The organism is Acinetobacter sp. ACNIH3, assembly GCF_002918965.1.
Lineage (GTDB): Bacteria > Pseudomonadota > Gammaproteobacteria > Pseudomonadales > Moraxellaceae > Acinetobacter > Acinetobacter schindleri.
Genome location: NZ_PQLP01000019.1, coordinates 15,517 through 39,414 on the forward strand (window position 1 = coordinate 15,517; position 23,898 = coordinate 39,414).

19 protein-coding genes are annotated in these 23,898 nt (G+C 45.1%); 8 read left to right on the forward strand and 11 right to left on the reverse strand.

Annotation, left to right across the window (positions count from 1 at the left end; translation table 11 throughout):
* Positions 1-46: 46 nt before the first annotated feature.
* Together secD and secF are read left to right on the forward strand one after the other, a co-directional pair.
* The gene (gene secD, locus C3420_RS09390; RefSeq protein WP_103800335.1) at positions 47-1,945 is read left to right on the forward strand and encodes a protein translocase subunit SecD; all 1,899 of its coding nucleotides are present in this window, start codon (positions 47-49) and stop codon (positions 1,943-1,945) included.
* A gap of 8 nt (positions 1,946-1,953) precedes the next feature.
* On the forward strand, positions 1,954-2,928 hold the full coding sequence (gene secF / locus C3420_RS09395; protein WP_171058629.1) for a protein translocase subunit SecF: 975 nt from the start codon (positions 1,954-1,956) through the stop codon (positions 2,926-2,928).
* 49 nt (positions 2,929-2,977) lie between these two features.
* On the opposite strand, the gene C3420_RS09400 is transcribed toward secF, so the two are convergent.
* The 5 genes from C3420_RS09400 to cysM all read right to left on the reverse strand — a co-directional run bounded on the left by C3420_RS09400 (position 2,978) and on the right by cysM (position 9,236).
* A complete protein-coding gene (locus C3420_RS09400; protein WP_103800336.1) occupies positions 2,978-3,628 on the reverse strand; it encodes a hypothetical protein in 651 nt (216 codons plus the stop codon).
* A gap of 104 nt (positions 3,629-3,732) precedes the next feature.
* Positions 3,733-6,042, reverse strand: coding sequence for a RelA/SpoT family protein (locus C3420_RS09405; RefSeq protein WP_103800337.1), 2,310 nt, complete (start codon positions 6,040-6,042; stop codon positions 3,733-3,735).
* A gap of 44 nt (positions 6,043-6,086) precedes the next feature.
* Entirely contained in the window at positions 6,087-7,463 is a 1,377-nt protein-coding gene (gene rlmD, locus C3420_RS09410) for a 23S rRNA (uracil(1939)-C(5))-methyltransferase RlmD (RefSeq protein WP_103800338.1), read from the reverse strand.
* A 6-nt stretch (positions 7,464-7,469) separates the two neighbouring features.
* The gene (locus C3420_RS09415; protein WP_103800339.1) at positions 7,470-8,288 is read right to left on the reverse strand and encodes a 3'-5' exonuclease; all 819 of its coding nucleotides are present in this window, start codon (positions 8,286-8,288) and stop codon (positions 7,470-7,472) included.
* Between the two features lie 18 nt (positions 8,289-8,306).
* Positions 8,307-9,236, reverse strand: coding sequence for a cysteine synthase CysM (gene cysM / locus C3420_RS09420; protein WP_004891398.1), 930 nt, complete (start codon positions 9,234-9,236; stop codon positions 8,307-8,309).
* Positions 9,237-9,605: 369 nt separating this feature from the next.
* Between cysM and C3420_RS09425 the strand changes: the two genes are divergently transcribed.
* The 5 genes from C3420_RS09425 to rsfS all read left to right on the forward strand — a co-directional run bounded on the left by C3420_RS09425 (position 9,606) and on the right by rsfS (position 15,521).
* On the forward strand, positions 9,606-12,416 hold the full coding sequence (locus C3420_RS09425) for an ATP-binding protein (protein WP_103800340.1): 2,811 nt from the start codon (positions 9,606-9,608) through the stop codon (positions 12,414-12,416).
* Positions 12,417-12,515: 99 nt separating this feature from the next.
* Entirely contained in the window at positions 12,516-13,304 is a 789-nt protein-coding gene (locus C3420_RS09430; protein WP_026056767.1) for a crotonase/enoyl-CoA hydratase family protein, read from the forward strand.
* 32 nt (positions 13,305-13,336) lie between these two features.
* Entirely contained in the window at positions 13,337-14,200 is an 864-nt protein-coding gene (locus tag C3420_RS09435) for an NAD(P)-dependent oxidoreductase (RefSeq protein WP_103800341.1), read from the forward strand.
* 45 nt (positions 14,201-14,245) lie between these two features.
* A complete protein-coding gene (locus C3420_RS09440) occupies positions 14,246-15,028 on the forward strand; it encodes a hydroxypyruvate isomerase family protein (RefSeq protein WP_004891390.1) in 783 nt (260 codons plus the stop codon).
* Positions 15,029-15,116: 88 nt separating this feature from the next.
* Complete coding sequence (gene rsfS / locus C3420_RS09445) at positions 15,117-15,521, forward strand: ribosome silencing factor (RefSeq protein WP_004816041.1); 405 nt, start codon at positions 15,117-15,119, stop codon at positions 15,519-15,521.
* Positions 15,522-15,596: 75 nt separating this feature from the next.
* Here rsfS and C3420_RS09450 read toward each other — a convergent pair whose 3' ends face one another.
* From C3420_RS09450 to C3420_RS09470, 5 genes are all read right to left on the reverse strand, one after another.
* Positions 15,597-16,208 carry a hypothetical protein gene (locus C3420_RS09450; protein ID WP_004891387.1) on the reverse strand — a complete coding sequence of 204 codons (612 nt, stop codon included), beginning with the start codon at positions 16,206-16,208 and terminating at the stop codon, positions 15,597-15,599.
* Between the two features lie 18 nt (positions 16,209-16,226).
* Positions 16,227-17,561, reverse strand: coding sequence for an ammonium transporter (locus C3420_RS09455; protein WP_103800342.1), 1,335 nt, complete (start codon positions 17,559-17,561; stop codon positions 16,227-16,229).
* 291 nt (positions 17,562-17,852) lie between these two features.
* Positions 17,853-19,298: an NAD(P)(+) transhydrogenase (Re/Si-specific) subunit beta gene (locus C3420_RS09460; protein ID WP_004816035.1), complete on the reverse strand. Its 1,446-nt coding sequence runs from the start codon at positions 19,296-19,298 to the stop codon at positions 17,853-17,855.
* A 3-nt stretch (positions 19,299-19,301) separates the two neighbouring features.
* A complete protein-coding gene (locus C3420_RS09465; protein ID WP_004783638.1) occupies positions 19,302-19,625 on the reverse strand; it encodes a proton-translocating transhydrogenase family protein in 324 nt (107 codons plus the stop codon).
* An 11-nt stretch (positions 19,626-19,636) separates the two neighbouring features.
* Positions 19,637-20,764, reverse strand: a complete 1,128-nt coding sequence (locus C3420_RS09470) for a Re/Si-specific NAD(P)(+) transhydrogenase subunit alpha (RefSeq protein WP_008304924.1) — start codon at positions 20,762-20,764, stop codon at positions 19,637-19,639.
* 955 nt (positions 20,765-21,719) lie between these two features.
* On the opposite strand from C3420_RS09470, the gene C3420_RS09480 reads away from it, so the two are divergent.
* Entirely contained in the window at positions 21,720-22,910 is a 1,191-nt protein-coding gene (locus C3420_RS09480) for an MFS transporter (RefSeq protein WP_103800343.1), read from the forward strand.
* Between the two features lie 7 nt (positions 22,911-22,917).
* Here C3420_RS09480 and C3420_RS09485 read toward each other — a convergent pair whose 3' ends face one another.
* The gene (locus tag C3420_RS09485; RefSeq protein ID WP_103800344.1) at positions 22,918-23,562 is read right to left on the reverse strand and encodes a hypothetical protein; all 645 of its coding nucleotides are present in this window, start codon (positions 23,560-23,562) and stop codon (positions 22,918-22,920) included.
* Positions 23,563-23,898: the final 336 nt, after the last annotated feature.

Sequence of the window (23,898 nt, forward strand, 5' to 3'; positions counted from 1 at the left end):
GAAGTCGTGCTCCCTGCACGACTTTTTAATTTTAAGAAGAAAACAAATGCGTTACCCAGCATGGAAATATGTACTGATCCTGGTTGTCCTGGCGATCAGTACATTATATGCCCTGCCTAGTTTGTATCCAGATGAACCTGCCGTACAGATTTCGGGTGCCAAAGCCGGCACTCAGATCGATGCGGGCATCGTACAAAGAGCAGAGCAATTATTAAAAACTGAAAATATTGCAACTCATGACAACAGCTTCAGCAACAATGCGGCCTTACTTCGTGTTGATTCTAGCGAAGCACAACTCAAAGCCAAGGAAGCACTGCGTCGCGGCCTGGGCGATGATTATGTTGTAGCATTGAACCTTGCACCAACAACACCAGAATGGCTGCAAAAAATTGGCGCCAAGCCAATGAAGCTGGGTCTGGATTTGCGTGGTGGTGTTCACTTCCTGCTAGAAGTGGATATGGACAAGGCGATTGCGCAGCGTATGGAAACATCGGCAACTGACCTGCGTCGTCAATTACGTGATAACAATCTGAAATTCAACAGCCTGACTCTCAGCAACAACACCATTACCATGCAGTTTGCCAATAATGATGATCGTTCTGCGGTAATGGACTTTCTGCGCCGTAATGACAATGAGTTCACCCAGCAGGCTGTAGCAACGGATACCGGATCTACCCTGCGCCTGAACTATACCGATGTGCGTAAGCAGGAAATCGAAAGCTATGCAGTCAACCAGAACTTAACCACACTGCGTAACCGTATTAACGAGCTAGGTGTGGCTGAAGCACTGGTACAAACTCAGGGCAGTAACCGTATTGTGGTTGAACTTCCTGGTGTCCAGGATACTGCTGAGGCAAAACGTGTCCTTGGCCGTACTGCAAACCTCGAGTTCCGTCTGGTCTCAGATCTGAACGATCAATATATCGATCCATATACGGGTCAGGTAACAGGTACATTACCCCCTGGTACTGAAGCATTTGCTTATGAATCTCTGGACAGCGGTCGTCAGTTATTGCTGAACCGTACCCGTATTCTGACGGGTGAACGTGTTCAAAATGCTTCAAGTGGCTTTAGCCAGGACACTGGTGGTGCTGAGGTGAACATTACCCTCGATGCTGCGGGCGGTAAGCTCATGTCGGATGCCACACGTAATGCCGTTGGCAAACGTATGGCAGTACTGTTCATCGAGAACAAGCAGAAGATCAGCTATGTTGAAGATCCTGCAACGGGTCAGCAAACTGAAGTTCGTACGCCATATACCGAATCTGTGGTAATTAACGCGGCAACCATTCAGGCGGTATTGGGCTCTCAGTTCCGTATTACCGGTCTGGATTCTCCACAGGAAGCATCTGAACTTGCCTTGATGTTACGTGCCGGTGCACTGGCCGCGCCAATGTACTTTGTTGAAGAACGTGTGATTGGTCCAAGTCTGGGTCAGGAAAACATTGATAAAGGTGTATTGTCTACCCAAATCGGCTTTATCTTGGTGGCGATCTGGATGGTCGTGTTCTTCCGTCTGTTTGGTGTGATTGCCAACTTTGCGCTGGTATTTAACCTGGCGATGATCCTGACAGTCATGTCATGGATTGGTGCATCCCTCACCTTGCCAGGTATTGCAGGTATCGTGATTACCATTGGTATGGCGGTCGATGCCAACGTCCTGATCTGTGAGCGGATACGGGAAGAAATGAAGTGGGGGGCCTCGCCGAAACAGGCGATTGTGGCCGGTTATGACCGAGCCTATAACACCATTTTCGACTCGAACTTAACTACCTTCCTGGTGGCGTTCATTCTGTTCGCGATTGGTACCGGCCCGATCAAAGGCTTTGCCGTGACCCTGATGATTGGTATTGTCTGCTCGATGTTTACAGCAATTACTGTAACCCGTGCGATTGTACAGATCATCTATGGCAAAAAACGTAACTTGAAAAAGTTGAGCATTTAAGGAGATCACTGATGACTGAGAATACTCAACCTAATTCAAAACAATACGGCCGCCCGGATCACGAACGTGTTATCCCGTTTATGAAAATTGCTTTGCCTGCGGCATTGTTTTCAATTTTATTAACGGTTGCCAGCATCTTCTTTATTGCCACTAAAGGCTTGAACCTGGGTCTGGACTTTACTGGTGGTGTGGCAGCAGAGCTGAACTATACTAATCCGGTTCAGCCAGAATCAGTTACTCAGGCATTGAGTGAAGCTGGTTTTAATGATGCTGTGGTACAAACCTTAGGGTCAGATCGTGACCTGATGGTGCGTATGCCTGTTCAGGAAGATGTTGAAGCAGAAGACTTGACCAAAGCCATTACCACAGCAGTTCAGCTGCCAGGTAATGCAGCTGAAGTACCAAAAGTTGATGTGGTTGGTGGTCAGGTCGGTAATGAGCTGTACGTGCGTTCTGCAGGTGCGGTTGCCCTTGCCCTGCTGCTGATGCTGGTTTATGTCACCATCCGCTTTGAATTCAAGCTGGCGATTGGTGCAGTACTGTCCTTGTTCCACGATATCGTGGTGACACTGGGTATCTTTGCCATGATGCAATGGCCATTCGACCTGACCGTATTGGCAGCGTTGTTGGCGATTATCGGCTTCTCACTCAACGATAACATCGTGGTCTCTGACCGTATTCGTGAAAACTTCCGTAAAATCCGTGGTGCTGAACCATTGGAAATCATCAATATTGCCTTGACTGAAACTTTACGTCGTACCATTCATACCTCTATGACGTTATTGCTGGTAGTCGTAGCCATGATGATCATGGGTGGTGATGGTTTGAAATGGTTCTCGATCGCAATGTTTGTTGGTGTTTTTGTAGGTACCTATTCATCCATCTATATTGGTACAGCCTTTGCTTTATGGCGTGGCCTGAACCGTCAGGATTTCATTGTGCAAGTGAAACCTGAGTTTGAGGAAGAAAACGAAATTCCATAATTTCAGCCTTCTTTTAAAATATGAAAAGCCCATCTACAGATGGGCTTTTTTATCGCCGTTGAATCTGTTCTGGATGCAGGATGGCGATCACTACATCAGCTTGCTGAACGTCCTGTTTTTGAAAACGAACCTGACGTTTGCCATCCAGACTTTGACATTGTAACTCCTGCTCAGTTTCTCGCTGTAATTCTAAAATTAAACAGAATTTATTGATGAACTGTATGCAAAGCAGATCAGCCGTTTGGGCGGGCCGCTGACGGTCACATAGCAGCCACCAGCCCGGTTTAAGTATAGGCTGATAGGCATCGCTGCTGATTTGCAGAGCATGGTGATTCGCCTGCAACTGAATCGTAGACTCTATTTCATAATGAACAGCATCCAGAGGCTTTAAGCAAAACAGTTCCTGCTCCACCACCTGCATACTATATAAATGAGGAACCAGAGTATTTTTTACTTGTTCTATCTGAAGCTCTTGCTGATCCAGACTCATGGATTCCAAGCCGAGCTGCTGTTCCAGTTCCCGAGCCGCCTTTTCTCCAATCTGGCGCTTGCTATTCAGTAACTGAGCGACATAAGTCGCAGACAGGCCATAATATTCACAGATCTCTTTGCCTGTTTTAAAGCGCTGATTGGCAATCCATTGATCAATGATCCTGCTCAGATTTTCCCGTCTACGTTCAAATAGTTCTGTCGTACTCATCGCAATTGGGTGACTTCATTTTTATTAAGTGCTACTGAGCACCTTACAATAAAAAAGCCCACCAATAAATGGCAGGCTTTTTCTAGACGAATTAATCAGTAGATTTAATTGCCTTGAACCAAACGACGGGCACTAATAATCCCGGGCTGCTGTTCTAATCGAGCCAGCAGTTTGGACAGCTGGGCTAAACCTTTGACTTCAATCAATAGCTTCATATTGGCAATACCATCAGCTTCTGAAATGGTATTTACCTGACGGATATTGATCTGATCAGAGAAGATCACTTGCGTCAGATCTTTGAGCAGGCCGCGGCGGTCATAAGCTTCTACTACAATCTGGACACTCTGACCACGGGTTGGCTGCATTTCCCAATCAGCTTCTACCGCACGTTCTGGTTCCTGCGAAATCATACGCACATAATCCGGACAAGCCACCTTATGGATGCTTACTCCACGATTGAGCGTGATATAGCCCCCAATCGACTCGCCATGTACAGGCTGACAGCATTGCGCCACATGTAGTTCAACATTGTCTAAGCCATCAATCAGAATACCATGAGCAGACAAAGTATGACTGGCACGTGGATTCAGCGCCGGCTTCAGTACCAGTTCAGGTTCATCCTGATCCAGGTGCATATGGCGATTCACCTGATTGATCAGCGCATGCAGGCTGATATCGCCATTTACGATACCAATCAGAATGTCTTCGCCACTCTTCACATTAAAGTGATTGCAATAGTCACCCAAATCGATCGATTTCGGGTGGATTGCCAGACGTGAAAGTTCTTTATTCAAAATCTCACGGCCAACTTCCAGATTCTTGCTGCGATCCTGCTGACGGAACCAGTGACGTAACTTGTCACGTGCACGTGCAGTCTTGATATAACCAAGCGAGTTCACCAGCCAGTCACGGTTTGGCTCACGGTCTTTTTTGGTCAGAATCTCGACCTGTTCCCCGGTTTTCAGAGTATAAGTCAGCGGCACATAGCGCTGGTTCACTCGTGCGGCATAGCACTTGTTACCCACTTCGGTATGGACATGATAGGCAAAATCCAAGACTGTTGAGCCACGCGGCAATTCTTTAATATCTCCATCGCGGCTAAACACATAGATTTTCTCAAAGCCTTCAAAGTCTTGAATCTGTTCAAAATTCTCAACTTCTGCCTCAGAATCTTTATGTGCACTGGCATCATTACGTTCCTGGTAATGCTCCAATACGGCACGTAAAGAATGCAGGCGATGGTTAAAGGAATGGTCTGTGGTTTTTGCCCCTTCCTTATAGTTAAAGTGTGAACATACTCCTAACTCTGCCTCTTCGTGCATGTGATAGGTACGAATCTGCACTTCAAGCGATTTGTTTTCTGCAATTACGGCAGTATGCAGTGAGCGATAACCATTGGCTTTCGGATTGGTAATATAGTCGTCAAACTGGTGCGGAATATGACGCCAGATCTGATGTACGATACCTAAAGTGTGATAACACTCAGGTACTGAATTTACCAGGACACGTACAGCACGGATATCATAGAGCTGATCGAAGCTCAGATCCTTGCTCTTCATTTTTCGATAAATCGAATAAATGTGTTTGACCCGACCGGTAATTTCGGCCTCAATGCCATGCTCAGCCAGTTCACCACGCAACTTGTCGATTACAAACTGAATATAATGTTCACGCTCCAAGCGCTTTTCATTCAGTAAAGAAGCAATTTCTTTATAACGTTCTGGCGCCAGATAACGGAAAGCCAGATCTTCCAGCTCCCATTTCAACTGGGCAATACCAAGACGATGGGCAAGTGGCGAATAGATGGTCAGAATTTCGCGTGCAACACGTTCCTGACGGTCTCGAGGTGATTTCGCCAGTTCACGCAATGCATAGGTACGCTCGGCCAACTTGATCAGTACCACACGGACATCTTCAGTGACTGAGATCAGCATCTTGTAAATGCCGGTCAAATGCTCGCGCTGGTTATTATTGAAATGGTCTTCCAGACGTTTGTTATTTTCAATCAGCTCGGACAGCTTACCCATCGACAGGGTGCCTTTCACCAGGCCATGTACACTCTCACCGAATTTCTCCAGTACGTCTGCAAGCGGTGTGACACCTTCACGTACCGAACGATACAGCATGGCTGCAGACAAAGTGTCTTCATCGACATGCAAATGGGCAAGGATATCCGCCATCTCAATACCGGTATAGAAAGTATTGGAGCGATGCTGAACCGTGGTTTCTAACTCATTTTCTAAAGTAAGATGGGCGACTTCTTCGAGCTGTTTTAATGGGGTCCCATCTAATATGCCGCGTACACGATCTAACCATTCGGTCATATCCTGCAGGGCTTGATCGGCATGTTCTACAGTCGCCTCCTGTGACAACTCATTCAGTCGCCCAGGCAGCTGTTCACGTACTGTGACCATACCATTCTCCTACTTTTATATACATCATCTCTTTAATCGTTTATTTAATTTTCTTTTTCGAACAGGGCAATCGACTCAACATGGCCCGTATGTGTGAACATATCCATCACACCTGCCCTGCTCAGACGATACCCCTGTTGTACCAGCAATCCGGCATCTCTGGCTAGAGTTGCCGGGTTACATGATACATAAACGATTCTTTTTGCACCAAACTTAGGAATATATTGCATCACTTCTTCTGCGCCGGAACGAGGCGGATCAATTAGTAATGCATCAAAACCCTGATTTGCCCAAGAATGATGCGAAAAATCCTGGGTTAAATCCTGCGAATGGAATGAAAGTTGTGCAATACCATTTATTTTGGCATTTTCCGCACCACGTTGCACCATTTCTTCACTACCCTCAACCCCTACGACGCTTCCACTCGCACCAACACAGCGCGCCAATGGCAAGGAAAAGTTTCCTAATCCGCAAAACAGATCCAGAACACGCTCTCCTGGTTGTAGTCGTAGCAAATCACATGCCAGACGTATCATCTGCGGGTTTACTGTGGAATTGACCTGGGTAAAATCTAGCGGATCAAAGCCAAACTCAACATCAAAATCATCCAGACGGTAATGCAGCCGCGCAGGCAATTGCGGTTGATCAATACGCGTCAATTGGTTTTGAGCTGCTGGCTGAATATAAAGCTGCCACCCCTTCTGTAACGCAAATTCGCGTAATTGGTTGACATCCTGTTCAGGTAATTGTGCAGTTTCACGAACTACTAATGCGATTTCCTGATCACCCATGGCCAATTCTATATGACCAACGTCAGCCTTACCATTTAGACTTTGGAGCAATTGTTTAAGACGTGTAACCGAGCCAAACTCCCGATCCAGAATCATGCAGCGATCAATCGAAGTTAGCTTGTTACTTTGGCTTTCACGGAATCCCACCACCAGCTTGTCTTTACCAGGTAAATAGCGTACGCCAATACGGGCTTTACGACGGTAATCTTCACGCTGTGAACGCAATGGCGCCAGCCATTCATTTGGCTGAATTCCAGCAAAATGTTGCAGATGCGATTTCAGCACATTCTGTTTGAGCTCAATCTGTGCATCCGGAGTGATATGCTGCATATTGCAGCCACCACAACTTCCAAAATGTGGACAAGGGGGCTGTATGCGAATTTCTGAGGCTTCACTCAACAATTCAAGCGAGTCGGCTTCTTCCAGCTTTGTCACTTCACGGGTGATTCGGGCACGCACTGTTTCACCGGGCAGTGCATAACGAATAAAAACTTTTTTACCGTGCTTGTCCGCTGGATGGTCCGGATGTGAACCATAGTGAGCAATGCCACGCCCCTCGTGCGATAGTGACTCAACCTGGAAGATGTATTCGGGTTGCTGCTTGGGCCGTGGTTGAGCTCGATGTTTCATGAAAACCTAATGTGTGGAGATGGGAAAATCAAATTGAGTAAATTCAGTCCGTCGCGACGTTTCACGCCAGACCGATAAAAAGTCCGCATGCTGCGGTTGCGTTTGCAAATACTGGATCGTACTTTGTACCAGATGTTGATAATCAGGCAGCAATAACTGTCCCTTTAGCAACTGCCAGCGAATATAGACCAGCCAGGTATTCAGGACATCACCTTCACAATAGCTGGTGAGCTTGTCCCATTCCTGATTGCGCACATATTCAGGCACATGGTAGCCACCATCGCCACGCTTGCCTGGATAACCGAGCAAGTGCGCAACATCATCCAGTTTCTGGAAATGACGGGCATGAAACATGGCCATCACATCCATCAAATCGACATGACGCTGATGGTAGCGGTTCTGATAGTTATTATAGCGCTTTTGCGTATCAATTTCGCCCTGATCAAACAGACTTGGCGCAGACAAGCCATGGTACATGGCCCGGTAAAGAATCACGGGCAGATCAAATTGTGAACCATTCCAACTCACTAGGGTTGGATGACGCTTATCGAAAATCGATAAAAATTTTCGTAAAATTTCAGCTTCTGAATTCTGTTCCCGGCTAAAGGAAAACAGTTTCATGCCCTGCTCATCAATCCACAGTCCGGAGATACAGACAATTTCATGTAGTGGCAGACGCTGAAAATCAGAACCCGATTCCTGACGACGCAGTTTGATCAGTGCTTGATCCAGGCTTTGTTCCGGCAGGTCCAGGCCAAACAGATGTGCGCCTGACTTAAGATCGGTCTGGGTTTCAATATCAAACGTTAAAACAGGCAAGCGCATAAATTGATTACTCAGGAATTATTCAGGATCTTGTACAGAGAATAAACCTGTAGACAGATAACGGTCACCACGGTCACAAATAATGCACACGATTACGGCACCTGGATTTTCTTCTGCCAGCTTGATCGATGCCCAGACTGCACCTCCGGAAGAAGTTCCAGCACTGATCCCTTCTTTTTGTGCCAGCTTGCGCATGGTTTTTTCAGCTTCAATTTGTGGAATATCGATAATACGATCCACACGGCTACGGTCGAAAATGGTTGGCAGATACTCTTCTGGCCAGCGGCGGATCCCCGCAATACTTGAACCGTCAGAAGGTTGTAAACCCACAATCTGAATATCCGGATTCATCTCTTTCAGGTATTTAGATACACCCATAATAGTACCGGTCGTACCCATCGAGCTGACAAAGTGAGTGATCTTGCCACCCGTTTGCTGCCAAATTTCCGGACCAGTGGTCAGATAATGCGCTTCAACATTGTCCGGATTACCAAACTGGTTTAGGACCAGGCCTTTGCCTTCGTTTTGCATTTGCAGTGCCAGATCACGTGCACCCTCCATGCCTTGCTCTTTGGTCACTTCAATCAGTTCGGCACCGTAAGCACGCATGGCATCCTTACGTTCCTGACTCATGTTATTCGGCATGATCAGCTTCATTTTGTAGCCGCGCATTGCCGCAACCATCGCCAATGCAATCCCTGTATTTCCACTCGTCGCCTCAATCAGGGTGTCACCTGGCTTGATCTGACCACGCTTTTCCGCCTGCATGATCATGTTATAGGCCGGACGATCTTTCACCGAACCTGCAGGATTATTGCCTTCGAGCTTTGCTAACACTGTCGCTTGAGTGTGATTTGCCAGACGCTGTAGACGTACCAGTGGCGTTTTGCCTACGTAGTAGTCCAGTAAAAATTCGTCTGCTTGAAAATCAGGGGTTGTATTACTCATTATTTGCACCTATGTCGAGGTGCGGCTATTGTATGAAAATTTGCATTTCCCTGCACCCATTTAGCCAGTCTTTTTCAGAAAACCGATCAAAACTCGTGCAGCATGGTCTAAAAATTAAAAAACATTATTTCTGTCAGTAGTTTATTTGTAAATTAAACGCCGTTATTTCAATATTCCTCAGGTCAATTTCAGATTTAAAGGTTTTCATTTCTTAGCATTTTATACACTATCTATTTGAATATTTTTCATATCCAGATTTATTCTTAAAAAGTCTGTTTAATTTGATATTGCGAAAAACCTTGATGAAATTTTAACTGAAGATTTAAAGCGTGCTAATATGCGGAGCATAAGGAAAACACTGCTTGAATCATGTCAAATATCAATAAAAAGCTGTTTAAACGCCTACACTTAAATCATGCCTATGGCCAGTTGATTGCCCTGATCTTTGTGCCAATTACAATTTTGGCTTGTGTAGGTGCAGCCCTGGTTTTGACAGAAACCTCCAATGCAGCCCGTGCCCAGCAAAAACAGATGGCGATTGCCATTCTGACCCGTTTTCAGGCCACTTCTGAATCTGCGCTGGATATTGTCAATTACTCCCCCTGGCAGTATGAACAGGCACGCAATGCCATGCAAAACATGCTCAATGAAAAGCATCTGATTCGTGCTGCAATTCTGGATCCTCAAGGCAAAAACCGCCTCGGTATTGGTTTTCAGGATCAGGCACCTTGGCCAAAGTTCAAGCAGGAAGCTAGTTTTGTTGGCCCGATTGTCAATCAGAATAATCACATTTTTGCGGTTCGCATTAATGACAATACGGGCAGTCCGGGCTGGCTTGCGATTGAGCTGGACAATCAGCCCCTCGAAATTGCCCGCTACCGCGTGATGATCGTATTGATTGCCACCGGCCTGTTGACCTTGTTGCTACTTTTATTGTGTCTAAATTTTTACTCGCGCCGCTGGATTGCACCAATGTATGAAATCCGCATGCAGTTACAACGCCTGAATGCGGATACTTTGGATCAGCATATTGTCATCAACAGTACTGGTGAACTGCGCCTGTTACAGCGCGATATTGCCAATGTGGTAAAACGGCTGCATTTCAGTTTTCTGGAACTGCGCGAACATACTGAACAGACCGAAGATGACTTGCGCCGCACCCTCGACACTCTCGAAGTGCAGAACATCACCTACCGTCAGGCCCGTGACCAGGCGATTTCTGCCAATCAGGCCAAGTCAGTATTTTTAGCCAATATTTCACATGAATTACGCACCCCATTAAACAGTATTGATGGCTTTATTCATTTGCTACTGCGTCAGGGTAATTTAAGTAATGAGCAGAGTCTGTATTTACAAACCATCCGCAAATCATCGGCGCATCTGCTGGCCCTGATCAATGACGTACTAGATTTTTCCAAGATTGATGCCGGTAAACTAGAACTTGAAACGGCGCTGTTTGATCTGGAAGAAGCGATTTTTGATGTAATGGACATGCTCTCGCCACTGGCAGCGCAGAAGCATATTGATATGGCCTTCTACTATGCCGACAATGTACCAAAATGCGTCAATGGTGATGCACTGCGCTTTAAGCAGATTTTGACTAATCTGATTTCCAATGCAATCAAGTTTACGCCGGATGGTGAAATCATCGTGCGGGTACGAATGGAACACGATGATATCGGGCAATGTCTGCTGCATTTTAGCGTACAGGATAGTGGTATCGGCCTCAGCGGCACTGACCGCAAGAAGCTGTTTGAATCCTTCTCACAAGGCGATACCTCAGTTACACGTCAGTTTGGTGGCACTGGATTAGGTCTGGCGATTTCCAAACAGCTGGTCAGTCTGATGCATGGCCAGATCGGCTTTGAAGACAACCAGGAACGCGCCCCAACCGAGAAAGGGTCAACCTTCTGGTTTACCGCCCAGTTCCTGGTCGATGAAGATGATGTGATCGAACACCCAGACTTTAGCAATCTGACTGTGGTCTCTTATCTGGCACATCCAGCGACAGCGAATGTACTGCGTCATTATCTGGAAAACTATAACGTGAAGCATACCGAGTGTGCTTCGATTCTGGATCTGTTTAGCCGTCTGAATCATCTAAAAACCACGACTGAAAATACCTGGCTAATCGTTGATCATAGCGGTGACAGTCAGGCCCTGCTACAAGAAATTCGTGCGCGTTATCATGGCAATCTGGCAGTCTATGGCTATCAGATGCAGCTTGATCCAAATATGCTGAATGAATACCGTGCCCGTGCGCTCTACCAGCCACTTAGCCGTAGTGCACTGATTCAACTCCTGAATAACCAGCCCGTATTCGATCAAGAGGTTCATGAAGACTTTAATGGTCAAGGGCTGCATATATTGGCAGTCGATGACCATTTACCCAACCTGATCGTCCTTGAAGCACTATTGGGTGAACTGAATGTCACCACGACCAAGGCCACTAGCGGTCAGGAAGCGATTGATATTATCCAGCAACGTCATGAAAAAGGTTTAAGTGCATTTGATCTGGTATTTATGGATATTCAGATGCCAGTGATGTCCGGCATGGATACAACCCGTGCCATCCGCTCGCTGGAATCCACCTTTGAAAACCATCGACGTTTGCCGATTATTGCCCTGACTGCACATGCCCTGTCTGATGAAAAGCATAAATTGCTACAGGGTGGCATGGATGATTATGTCACCAAGCCCATTCAGATTGAACAGATCATCCAGATTCTGACTCAATGGACCAGGGAAAATTTCCGCAAGGCACCCATGCTAGAACGTGCGAATGTCATTGATGCTCTGGATAGCAATATTCTGGACTGGCAGCAAAGTCTGCAACTGGCTGCCAATAAGGAAGATCTGGCCGTAGATCTGTTGAGAATGCTGGTCGACAGTTTTGAAACTGAACTCAGTGAAATAGAACAGCTGATTGAACTGGAAGATTTTCCACAACTGGAACATGTACTGCATCGGCTCTACGGCGCGACACGTTATGTGGGTACGCCGAACCTGCAACAGCTGACAGGCAGTTTTGAACAGTTTGTTTCTACCCTACGTAAAGAACGCCGCAAAGCTGATGAAGCCTTTGTTCAGGAGGTGATGAAACGCCTCGATGAGCTTAAAGCAGGCATTGGCCAGGTGGAACAGGCTGCACAACAGGTGCTAAATAAGCATATGATCTAATGCGCAAGTTAAGGACAATCACAAAGCGTGACTTAAGTGTCATGCACGTGATCTAACGCACATGCTATGCTCAGGGCAATAAAAATGAAGGGTTTAGCCATGTCACTGGTTCGTTTAGAAAAAAATAATGGAATTGCTACGGTGAGTTTAAACCGTCCGGACAAACGTAATGCCATGAGTTTTGCGCTATTGCGTGAACTTGTTGCAACCGCCAACACGATCAAAAAGGATAAAAGTATCCGCTGTGTCATTCTGACAGGTGAAGCACAGGTCTTTAGTGCCGGGATTGATCTCGCTGATTTAAATAATCCAAAAAATCGTGCCTATGCAGCCTGGGAACTGCTGCGTCCGGGTCAGAGTCTATTTCAGAAAGCATTTTTGATCTGGCAAGAATTACCGGTTCCCGTGATTGCAGCTTTGGAAGGCTATTGTTTTGGTGCAGGCATGCAGCTGGCACTGGCAGCAGATATTCGGATTGCTCATCCACAGACTCAAATGTCAATTATGGAAAGCCGTTGGGGCTTAGTACCAGATATGGGTCTGAGCCGTTCGTTAAAAGGCTTAATCAGTCTGGATCTAGCCAAAGAACTGACACTGACCGCGCGTATTTTTGACGGTAACTATGCCAAGCAGATCGGCCTGATCACTCATGTAGATGAGCAACCTCTAGCAAAAGCACAAGCCTTGGCTGAAGAAATGTTGCAGCGTTCTCCAGATGCTTTAATGGCGTCTAAATATGTGCTGGATGCCATGGAACATCAACCAAACAAATCCTTACGTATGGAAAAAATCTGGCAGTTAAAATTACTCCTCGGCAAAAACAGCCAGTTGGCACGCAAGAAAGACAAGAATCCAGAAGTCCAGTTCCAGCCTCGCCAGTATTCATAAGATCATCATCTCAGTAGATATCGGATAGCATCATGCAGTTTGATCAAACCACTAAAATCGCATTTCTTGGTATGGGCCTGATGGGTAGCCGTATGGCCAGCCGGCTGATTCAGGCAGGCTTTGAAGTTGCTGTCTGGAACCGTACTGCTTCTGCTTGTGATGCATTAATTGCTCAAGGTGCACAGTTATTGCAGCTTGATCAGATTGCAAATTATCCGGTAGTTCTCATCTGTCTAGCGGACGATTTAGCCGTCAAAGCAGTGTATGAACAGATTGAGCCTTATCTGGTTGCACAACAGGTGATTGTAGATTTCTCCAGTTTATCTGTGCAGCAGACGTTGGAACTGGCACAACGTGCGCAGGCCCAACAGATGATCTGGATTGATTCCCCAGTTTCTGGCGGTACTGCCGGTGCTGAACAAGGCAGTCTTGTGGTCTTTGCCGGCGGTGATGAACAGACTATTTCTTCTTTAGCTGCAATTTACCAAGTCCTCTCCCAACGCGTGACTCGCATGGGTGACTCAGGTACAGGACAAGCGACGAAAATCTGTAACCAGCTGATTGTCGCGGCAAACAGTACGCTGATTGCCGAAGCTGTGGCACTGGCTGGACGTGCTGGAGTAGATACCACCCTGCTCGCCCCAGCGCTGGCCGGTGGTTTTGCCGATTCAAAACCGTTTCAGATTCTGGCACCGCGTATGGCCACCCAGACCTTTGAACCGGTGCAATGGAAAGTTCAGACCTTGTCCAAAGACCTTAATAATGCAGTACAGCTTGCAGCAGCATATGCGCTGAATATTCCGGTTGCTTCTCAAGCTTTATCTCAGCTCAAGGCTCATCAAGAGGCTGGCTATAGCGAAACGGATCTGGCGACTGTCATTCAACACGTTCAATAACTTCATTTTCACGATTATTTTTATATTTAGTGCAAGGAGCTTCAGATGTTAAAATTCGCAGTCAACCTTTCCATGATTTTTACGGAAGTTCCTCTGCTGGAGCGTTTTGCCCTTGCCCGTGAGCATGGTTTTGACCATGTAGAAATCCAGTTTCCTTATGAACTGACTATCGAGCAGATTCAGGCACAGTTGACAGCGCATCAGCTGAGTTTATGCCTGATCAATGTCCCAGCAGGTGACCTGATGCAAGGCGGTCATGGACTGGCTGGCATACCCGGCAAGGAGATTGAATTTCATCAAGCGATGCAACAAGCGATTACATATGCAACCGCACTGAAAGTACCGAGCGTCAATATTCTGGCAGGTAAACAGCCGCTGGATAGTGACCTGTTACCTTGCCTGAATACATTGGCAGATAATCTGAAAATGGCCTGTTCGATGTTGGCAGATCATGGTATTCAGCCAGTCTTTGAGATGATCAATGGGACCGACATGCCACGCTTCCTGGTGCAAAATGTAGCTCAAGCACAGGAAATGCTCGAAGCAGTCCAACATCCAGCCTTAAAGATGCAATATGACTGTTACCATATGGCGATGATGGGTGAAGATGTATTTGAAGCTTTAAAAGAGAATATTGACACAATTGGACACATTCAATTTGCAGACTGTCCAGGACGACATGAACCTGGTACAGCTATTGTTAATTATGTCGAGATTTTTCAATGGTTAGAGAATAGCCAATATCAAGGCTATGTGGCAGCAGAATATCGCCCGCTGAAGCATTCAGCAGCGTCTTTTGGCTGGAAGACCCGATATTTTGCAGATTGATTACAAACCGAACAATGTGCTGATTTGAAATTTCGGGGCAAAACCGCTATATTAGATCATGCATAATTGTTAGGAAATTATATCCCCCATGAATTTAGAACCATCGCCCAGCGCTTCTAATTCTCACGATCTTACTATGAATTCACACTTACAGACTGTACAAGACTGCTTGAAAGTTGTGCATGCTGCACTTGAAGATGTAAAGGCCAAAGAAGTTGTTGTGCTTGATGTCAGCGGTATGAGCAATGTTGCTGATGCCATGGTCATTGCCAGCGGTACCTCTACCCGTCACATCAAATCTCTTGCCAACAATGTTGCTGAAGAAGCACGTAAAGCTGGCTTCCGTCCACTTGGCATCGAAGGCGAACGTGATGCTGAATGGATTCTCCTAGACCTCGGATATGTAGTGGTTCACTGCATGCTTCCTACAGCGCGTAAATTCTATGACCTAGAAAGCCTGTGGAGCAATGCTCCTGCAGATTCAGTGGCATAAAACAGATTCTTAAAAAAAGCGGCCCATGGAGGCCGCTTTTTTTATTGGCTCAAAATAAACTTTAACCAAAAAGATTCAAAGCAGTTGCTGTAAATTAGCTTCTGGATATTTTTGTTTGATCAAATTCTTGGCCTGAGCATAGACCTGATCACTACGTTGTGGGCCATAGAAGTCACAGAATACCTGATATAGACTGGTAATGGCTTGTGCATAAAGTTTTGAAGATACATAGCTCAGCAAATCCGCACTTTTCTGCAATTTCTGAATAGTTTCCTGGAACAAAATCCGGTCTTGTACCAGTTGTTGTGCCAGCTCCCTATAAAAGTCTTGCTGATCTTCTAGCTTGACCTGATCAAGAACTGATTCTCCAAACTCAATATAAGCCTGGTACTGTGCCTTCTGATTAAGAGATACTGCCTCTGTATCTTCAGACTCGATCCATTCACTTTTTTCCAGAATGGTCAGTTCATGCAGTACCTGTTTAAGCATATCTTTCCGGTTCTGCTTAAGCTCTTCTGTAGTACAAATCTCGCTAAGAAAGCGATTCAGTACAAAAGCAGGCTGCCCGCTATATTCCTGTTCCCAATATCCTACGATCTGTTCCAGGTGAGGTCCTTGAAAATAATGCTGTAGCCCACGCTGAATAGCCTGGCGGCGCTGTTCTAGATTGAGCACTTCTGCATTCATGTTATACCCTCCTATCCATTAATGTCGTTTGGTAATGTGATCCGTATCGAAAGTTACATCTCGCTGGAATTCTGGATAAGACAGTTCAGCATGCTCGGTATAGTCCAGACCACGCTGCTCGTGCTGTGCACTCACACGTAAACCACCTAAAATAATATGCAGCACTTTAAATACAATAAATGCCACCCCGAAGCCCCAGGCAAATCCGGCACCAACGCCTAGTGCCTGAACAGCAATAATGCTGCTATCAAACATTTTACTTTCATAAAAGATACCCGCAGCTAGCGTCCCCCAAGCACCACAAAAGCCATGTACAGTGACAGCATCCACCACATCATCAATACGCATTTTCTCGAGTAGTGCTGGCAATACACTAACCAGCAACCCTGCTACCAGTCCGGTTATAACAGCAAACATAGGACTCATTGTGGCGCAACCCGCTGTAATCCCCACTAGCCCACCTAAGGAAGCATTAATCGTAGTCCTTATTAAAATTGCTTTACGTCGTACCAGGGCAAATAGCATATAAGCCACTGCCGCCGCACACGCTGCGAGATGGGTATTTAAAGCAATCCGCCCGATGCTGACATCCGCATTAACTGTGGAAGCGGCATTGAAGCCAAACCAGGCTAACCACAAAATAAAACCACCCAAGGCAATTAAAGGCAGATTATGGCCGGGTAAATAGTGCACTTGACCATTACGGCCAAAACGCCCTATACGTGGACCCAATACAATAATGCCCGCCAAAGCAACCCAGCCACCAATCGAATGCACTACAGTTGAACCAGCAAAATCAATAAAGCCCATGGCTTTGAGCCAGCCTTCACCCTCAAATAGACTCCCCCACGCCCAACTGCCAAAAACTGGATAAATTAAGCCACTCACAAAAGCGGCACTCACCACATAGGCGACAAAATGAATACGCTCTGCCATGGCACCACTGGCAATGGTGGTTGCTGTTGCGGCAAACATCATTTGGAAGAAGAGTAAATTCCAGCTCCAGCTATCTAAATTATCCGGTGCAAAATGTGAGCTACCAAACCACCCGGTATGATTAATCCCGAACATAAGCCCAAAACCTATCAGCCAGAAAACCAGCCCTCCAAGACAGGCATCCATATAATTTTTCATTAAAACATTCACGCTATTTTTACTTCTGACTGAGCCGCTCTCAATCAGTGCAAAACCCGCCTGCATGAAGAACACCAGAATACCGCCCATCACCACCCAGACACTGTCCAGCGATATCCGGATTTCCTGGATATTTTTTACCATTTCTGCTGGTTCAGCTGCATAGATAGGCAAACTCAACAACCCCAGTAAAACCCCTAAATATTTTATTTTTGTCATGTAATCCCCCTAGCTCTTAATGAGGGAATAGCAAGAACAATGCCATACAATTTATGAATTTTAAAATTATTTGAAGAAGTAGTTTAATGGTGAACCCATCAAATTTTCATAGATAAATAATTCCTAATTCACAAGATAAATATCCACCTGAGATAAAATATCAATCAATTGTGGTGCATAAGAAATAAGAGCAAAAATAAAAAAACCACCCGAAGATGGTTTTTTTCTAAATCTTTTAATTCATCTCGACCTTTCTTTTACAAAAGAGGATCTGGAAGAAGATTTTAGGAATTAGTGACCCGTACCATTAATGGCTTTGGTCATATCTTCCACAACTTTCTTGGCATCACCAAAGATCATCATGGTCTTATCGTTATAGAACAGGTCATTGTCCAAACCAGCATACCCTGTTGCCATAGAACGCTTGATCACCAGGATCGTACGTGCTTTATGCGCTTCCAGAATTGGCATACCGTAAATTGGTGAGCTTGGATCATCTTTCGCCGCCGGGTTAACCACGTCATTCGCACCGATTACCAGCACTACATCTGTTGCCGGGAAGTCAGAGTTGATCTCATCCATTTCCAGAATGTCTTCATATGGCACGTCAGCTTCAGCCAGCAATACGTTCATATGACCAGGCATACGACCTGCAACCGGGTGTATCGCGAAACGTACAGTCACACCCTGCTCTTTTAACAGGTTCGCCAACTCTTTCACCGCATTTTGTGCACGACCTTGCGCCATACCATAACCAGGCACAATGACTACACTGTCTGCATTCGACATCAAGAAACCGGCATCATCTGCAGAACCTGAGCGATGATTACGTTGTACCTGCTCGCCTGCACCCGCTGTTGCTGTTGCGGTTCCGCCCATTGCACCACCGAACAGAACGTTGATGATCGAACGGTTCATCGCTTTACACATGATATAAGACAGAATTGCACCTGAAGAACCCACCAGCGAACCAGCAACGATCAGCATGTTGTTTTCTAGAGTAAAACCGATACCTGCAGCTGCCCAACCAGAGAAAGAGTTCAGAAGCGATACCACAACTGGCATATCACCGCCACCGACTGGTGCAATCCATACCCAACCGAATACCAGTGCAAGACCGGTCATTGCCCAGAAGGATGTCATGTTACCAGTCAGGAAGAAGTGAATCCCTGCTGCCAGCATTGCGATAAAGATCAATGCCTGAACTGGTTTTACCCAAGCACCTGAAATGGTTTTTGCCCATTTCTTCGCAGCCAGTTTACCGTAAGCAAATACAGAGGCAGTAAAAGTAATCGCACCGACGAAACAACCCACGAAGAGTTCGAACAAATGCACTTTGCTCATTTCATGGAAAGTTACCCCATTTGCAGCTAAAAGGTCTGGACCCAATTCGATTAACTTGTTGTTATGGATAATCGCAGCAATAGCAATCAAAACCGCGGACAAACCTACCAGAGAGTGCATCAGCGCGACAGTTTCAGGCATTTGAGTCATAGGTACAGTTTTCGCACGGGCAATACCGACGATCGCACCAAGCACCATTGCGCCAAGAATCATCCAGATCACCGGATTTTCTGCGACAAAGAAAGTCGTCAATACCGCAATCGCCATGGCAAGCATACCGTAGCGGTTACCTGCAATTGCTGTTTTAGGACCTGACAAACCACGTAGCGTCAAGATAAAGAGAATGGCACCAATCAAATAGAACCAATTTGCATATTCACGAATGAATTCCATCAATTAGCCCTCTTTTTTCTTTTGTTTTGGTTTGAACATTTCCAGCATACGTGCAGTCACGGCAAAGCCACCGAAAATGTTAATGCTCGCCAGGAATACTGCAATTGCGCCAAGTACACTCACCACGTTAATGGTCTGGAAGTCTACGCTGCCTTCAACACCGACCATGGGTAAACCAACAGTCTGAATCATCGCACCCACGATAATGATTGAAGAAAGTGCATTGGTTACCGCCATCAACGGCGTATGTAAAGCTGGAGTCACGCCCCATACCACGTAGTAACCTACAAAGATGGCAAGGACAAAAATCGTAATAGTTTCAACCATGAGTACTCTCCTTAACCACGCTTTAACAGCACTTGGCCGCCGTGAGTGACGAGTAGGGCTTTCTGAATTTCTTCTTCTGGATTGATGGCAAAATTCTTTTCGCTATCAAATAAAGTTTCAACGAAGTTCAAAACGTTACGTGCATACAGTGCAGATGCTTCAGTCGACAAGGTTGAAGGAATATTCGGAATACCCAGAATCTTCACGCCATTTTCAGTCACAACCGTTTCACCGCATTGAGAGCCTTCTACATTACCGCCAGTTTCAACCGCCATATCTAAAATGACTGAACCTGGTTTCATTTTGGCAACGGTCTCGGCACGGATTAAGCGTGGCGCATCACGACCTGGCAATAGTGCAGTCGTGATCACAATATCCGCATTGGAAACTGCTTTATCAACGATGATCGCCTGATCCTTGATATACTGTTCACCTGGCATCCAGCCATAACCATTTTTAGCCGCATCAGCTGCTTTTTGCTGTTCTTCTTCAGACATTGGTACGTCTAACCACTTACCACCCAAAGATTCAACCTGGTCTTTAGCTGTAGGACGCAAGTCGGTTGCTTCTACAACAGCACCGAGACGTTTTGCAGTTGCAATCGCTTGCAGACCTGCAACCCCTACTCCCATGATCACGACACGAGCCGGTTTAACCGTCCCTGCCGCAGTCATCAGCATCGGGAACATGCGCTGGTATTCTGCTGCAGCAAGAAGCACTGCTTTATAACCCGACAGGTTCGCCTGAGAAGACAGGACATCCATGTTTTGCGCACGAGACAAGGTGCGTGGCAAAAGTTCCAATGCAAATGCAGACACATTCTGTGCCGCGAAATGGTCAAGCTCGGTATTGCGGTATGGGTCAAACATCGCCACAACTGTAGCATTCGCAGGTAATTTTTGAATTTCTTCACCCTTCGGTGCACGAACTTTCAAAATCATCTGGCTACCGGTATAGGCATCATCCGTAATTTTTGCACCAACCTGTTCATAAGCGCTATCGATATAGGCAGCTTTTACCCCTGCACCACGTTCGATAATCACGCTATGACCAGCGCTGATCAATTTCTTTACTGTCTCAGGTGTCGCAGCGACACGATGTTCACCGACGACAGTTTCGGCTGGAATTCCGATTTGCATGAGCGTCCCTCAAGCTAATTTTTTCTTAAGTAAACATCGCAAAAACGATGTTTCCCCTCAGAATGTGTTTTTGTTGAATTTTTGGATTCTAATCAAACCATTCCAAAATACTACCCAATATTTATTTAATAAATACCTATATTTTGAACTGATGATTCATAAAAATGATGTTGTCATATATCATTTATAAGTTAGGCCCTGATTTTTTGATCTGCTGAATTTATAAACGATATTCATTCTCTTAAAGGATATTTCCTTTTTTGTTCATTTTTTCTTAGCTTAATTTTTGTTGTACTTTGTTACATTGATCATTCTGACAGTCGTTCCATTTTTTTTGCTGTACTCCTTCCCTTTTCCGCCATGCCAAAATGCCCTAATTTAGGCACTTTTATTGGGCACTTTTTGATTCCTTGACTTCTTTGACAAATTTAACTGAATTATACTGATTCATTTGGAACTCCTGAAAACCATGTTTTCCTATAACTTTTTCCTTTTTTAATCATAAAATTTTTAAATCAGTTGAGTTTAATGTTTCATTTAATTGGCTCTTTTGACTTATTCTACTCAAGTCTAAAACTACGCTAATAATCGTTAAAAAATAATTTTTGAGTCATTTATTATATTAATACCTTAAACTGGCTCAGCATCATAAATTGTCAAATTTGCACTATATTTGTGCAATAGAATACAGTTTTATCTCTGACTCAATTGCAATGTTTTTCTTCAGTGCCGTTTCGACAACTTAAGATACTTTGTAAGAAAAAAAAGATTAAATACGCATCAGTTATGGTTTTGAAGATATTCAGAGATGGTAATAACCAAATCTGTCTTCAATTTCTGTTGTATTTTTCTACTTTTATCATGTGCTATTTTGACCTATAGTGCCTGCAATCTTTGCATCTTTTTGATGCCATTATCAAAAATAGTCTTCTGCTTCTTATATAAGGTAGCTGTCATGAATCCTGCACTGGATATCAGTCAAAATAAGCCTTTGCTCTGGCTGATGGCAATTGCATGTGGTCTATGTGCTGGGGCGAATTATTACTGTCAGCCTCTGATTTCATCAATTCAGCAATATTATCAGGTACCTGAATCGCAAGTCGCCCTGACCGTGACCTTTGCTCAAGTGTCTTATGCACTGGGCCTGCTGTTCATCGTGCCATTGGGTGACATGTTGAATAAGACCAAGTTGATTCCTGCCCTGATGTGGGGGGCTGCGCTGGGATTGATGATTTGTGCGACTGCAATCAATTTGCCCATGCTCTGGTTAGGGACGGTTATCGCCGGTTTATTTTCTGTGGCGGCACAGGTACTGATCCCTTTAGCTGCTATGACTGTTAAACCGGAAAAAACTGGTGAAGTTGTTGGCTTCCTGATGAGTGGTTTATTGGTCGGAATTCTACTGTCGACCAGTATTGCCGGCTTACTCTCTGACTTGTTTCACTGGAAAGTCATCTATGCATTGAGTTCAGTTTCGATGCTGTTCCTAGGAATCTATTTACGTGGGCAGCTACCGACCCTACCAAAATTCAGAATCAGCTATGCCAGAATTTTCCACTCTATGGGCAGTCTGCTGGTCCAAGAACCACGACTGGTATTTCGTTCCCTTACCGGTGCTTTTGCCTTTGCTGCGATGAGTATTCTGTTCTCTACCATTGCCCTGTTACTGACACAGTCTCCCTTTCATCTGGCAGATGTTATGGTGGGATTAGTCACTTTAGTGGGAGTCTTTGGTGCATTATCAACCCAAATGATTGGTAAATGGGCGGACCGAGGTTATATCAAACTGCTGAGCTGGATTGGCTGTTCAATCCTGGCAGGCAGCTGGCTGTTTCTCTATTTTGGTGGCACATCGTTGATTAGCTATATTGCAGGTTATGCGCTAATTAATCTGGGACTGGCAATTACCCATAGCTGTAACCAGAATGTAATTTTCCGCCTGCGTCCGGATGCCAAATCCCGGATTAACTCTATTTATATGACCCTGTATTTTATTGGAGGTGCCTGTGGCTCTGCAGCGGGCGTATATGCATGGCATCATGGTGGCTGGAGCATGAGCTGCCTGGCTGGACTCATATTTGCACTAGCTGCCACCGTCTTTGCCCTGATTGATCAGTTTTATCATGCGCGTGTAAAAACCAACTAATGATCATCTAATTTACTTGAACCACTGGATAGTAGGCTTTGCCGGAATCCATTACTGCTGCATGTTCCAGCAATATATAGATAAAGGTGTTCAGCAAGGCTGAAAATAGACTACAACTTTCCTGCATCTGTTTGCAACTGAAGACACTGGCATAACTCACTCCACCCTGCAGAATTTGTTGCCTTAAAGTAGTGAAACATTTAAAAACTTCTAGCAAAAGCTTCATTATGTCTTGCTGTTCCACTGATTTTTGAATCTCTATTTTCTGCTGATTCAACATTTCACGACAATCACTTTGGCTAATCTTATTGTGTTGATAATCCCAAAAGTGCTGAGTGAGATATTGATTATTCAATAGTGCATGCAGCGTAATCTCATAGCGACCCAATAAAATTTGAGAAATTCTTTTCTCCTGATCCTTGCTAAGGATGAGATGGAGAAATTGTGATAAGGCCTGCTGATCAAGACTATCTTCATTTTCCTGTACATAAAGAGCATTCAGACCAATCCACAGGCTCAGAAACTGAAAATCATAATCGGCCTGTAACTCTACCGCTTTTCTGAACCAGCTTAGACTGCGTTGAATACGCAGATTGAAATATTCTGAACGCTGAGCTTTTGTTGTTTTGTAAATCTCTTCTAGTAACATCATTATTTTTCTCCTTTTTTATCCTGTTTTCTTTATCTTAAACTCTTTTACTGTTTAGTAAACTATTCCTTGACCTCTGCATCTATTTGAATGAATTCAATACTTTTTAATTTCCTAGAAGGCTTTCTTGCAGTGCTAGTACTCAGCCATGAAGCCTGATTATTTTTATGCTAATATTGCGCCCTCTTTTACTGGCCGTATCACTGCCGGTGAGCGCCCAAAGCCCCAACGGCGTGCTGTCTCTTCCATTTCTAACTTAAGGCGTGATTTTGAATGACTGATCTCAAGACCATTGAACAACAACTTCAACCACGAATCAGTGTTGCGCCGATGATGGAT

What these genes read in the sequence shown, in the direction of transcription:
- rsfS (WP_004816041.1), top strand. Translation starts at nt 15,117, where the DNA reads ATGAATTTAGAACCATCGCCCAGCGCTTCTAATTCTCACGATCTTACT.
- C3420_RS09485 (WP_103800344.1), bottom strand. Translation starts at nt 23,562, where the DNA reads ATGATGTTACTAGAAGAGATTTACAAAACAACAAAAGCTCAGCGTTCA.
- C3420_RS09440 (WP_004891390.1), top strand. Translation starts at nt 14,246, where the DNA reads ATGTTAAAATTCGCAGTCAACCTTTCCATGATTTTTACGGAAGTTCCT.
- C3420_RS09415 (WP_103800339.1), bottom strand. Translation starts at nt 8,288, where the DNA reads ATGCGCTTGCCTGTTTTAACGTTTGATATTGAAACCCAGACCGATCTT.
- C3420_RS09455 (WP_103800342.1), bottom strand. Translation starts at nt 17,561, where the DNA reads ATGACAAAAATAAAATATTTAGGGGTTTTACTGGGGTTGTTGAGTTTG.
- C3420_RS09400 (WP_103800336.1), bottom strand. Translation starts at nt 3,628, where the DNA reads ATGAGTACGACAGAACTATTTGAACGTAGACGGGAAAATCTGAGCAGG.
- C3420_RS09470 (WP_008304924.1), bottom strand. Translation starts at nt 20,764, where the DNA reads ATGCAAATCGGAATTCCAGCCGAAACTGTCGTCGGTGAACATCGTGTC.
- C3420_RS09405 (WP_103800337.1), bottom strand. Translation starts at nt 6,042, where the DNA reads ATGGTCACAGTACGTGAACAGCTGCCTGGGCGACTGAATGAGTTGTCA.
- C3420_RS09450 (WP_004891387.1), bottom strand. Translation starts at nt 16,208, where the DNA reads ATGAATGCAGAAGTGCTCAATCTAGAACAGCGCCGCCAGGCTATTCAG.
- cysM (WP_004891398.1), bottom strand. Translation starts at nt 9,236, where the DNA reads ATGAGTAATACAACCCCTGATTTTCAAGCAGACGAATTTTTACTGGAC.
- C3420_RS09425 (WP_103800340.1), top strand. Translation starts at nt 9,606, where the DNA reads ATGTCAAATATCAATAAAAAGCTGTTTAAACGCCTACACTTAAATCAT.
- C3420_RS09465 (WP_004783638.1), bottom strand. Translation starts at nt 19,625, where the DNA reads ATGGTTGAAACTATTACGATTTTTGTCCTTGCCATCTTTGTAGGTTAC.
- secD (WP_103800335.1), top strand. Translation starts at nt 47, where the DNA reads ATGCGTTACCCAGCATGGAAATATGTACTGATCCTGGTTGTCCTGGCG.
- C3420_RS09480 (WP_103800343.1), top strand. Translation starts at nt 21,720, where the DNA reads ATGAATCCTGCACTGGATATCAGTCAAAATAAGCCTTTGCTCTGGCTG.
- C3420_RS09430 (WP_026056767.1), top strand. Translation starts at nt 12,516, where the DNA reads ATGTCACTGGTTCGTTTAGAAAAAAATAATGGAATTGCTACGGTGAGT.
- C3420_RS09460 (WP_004816035.1), bottom strand. Translation starts at nt 19,298, where the DNA reads ATGGAATTCATTCGTGAATATGCAAATTGGTTCTATTTGATTGGTGCC.
- rlmD (WP_103800338.1), bottom strand. Translation starts at nt 7,463, where the DNA reads ATGAAACATCGAGCTCAACCACGGCCCAAGCAGCAACCCGAATACATC.
- C3420_RS09435 (WP_103800341.1), top strand. Translation starts at nt 13,337, where the DNA reads ATGCAGTTTGATCAAACCACTAAAATCGCATTTCTTGGTATGGGCCTG.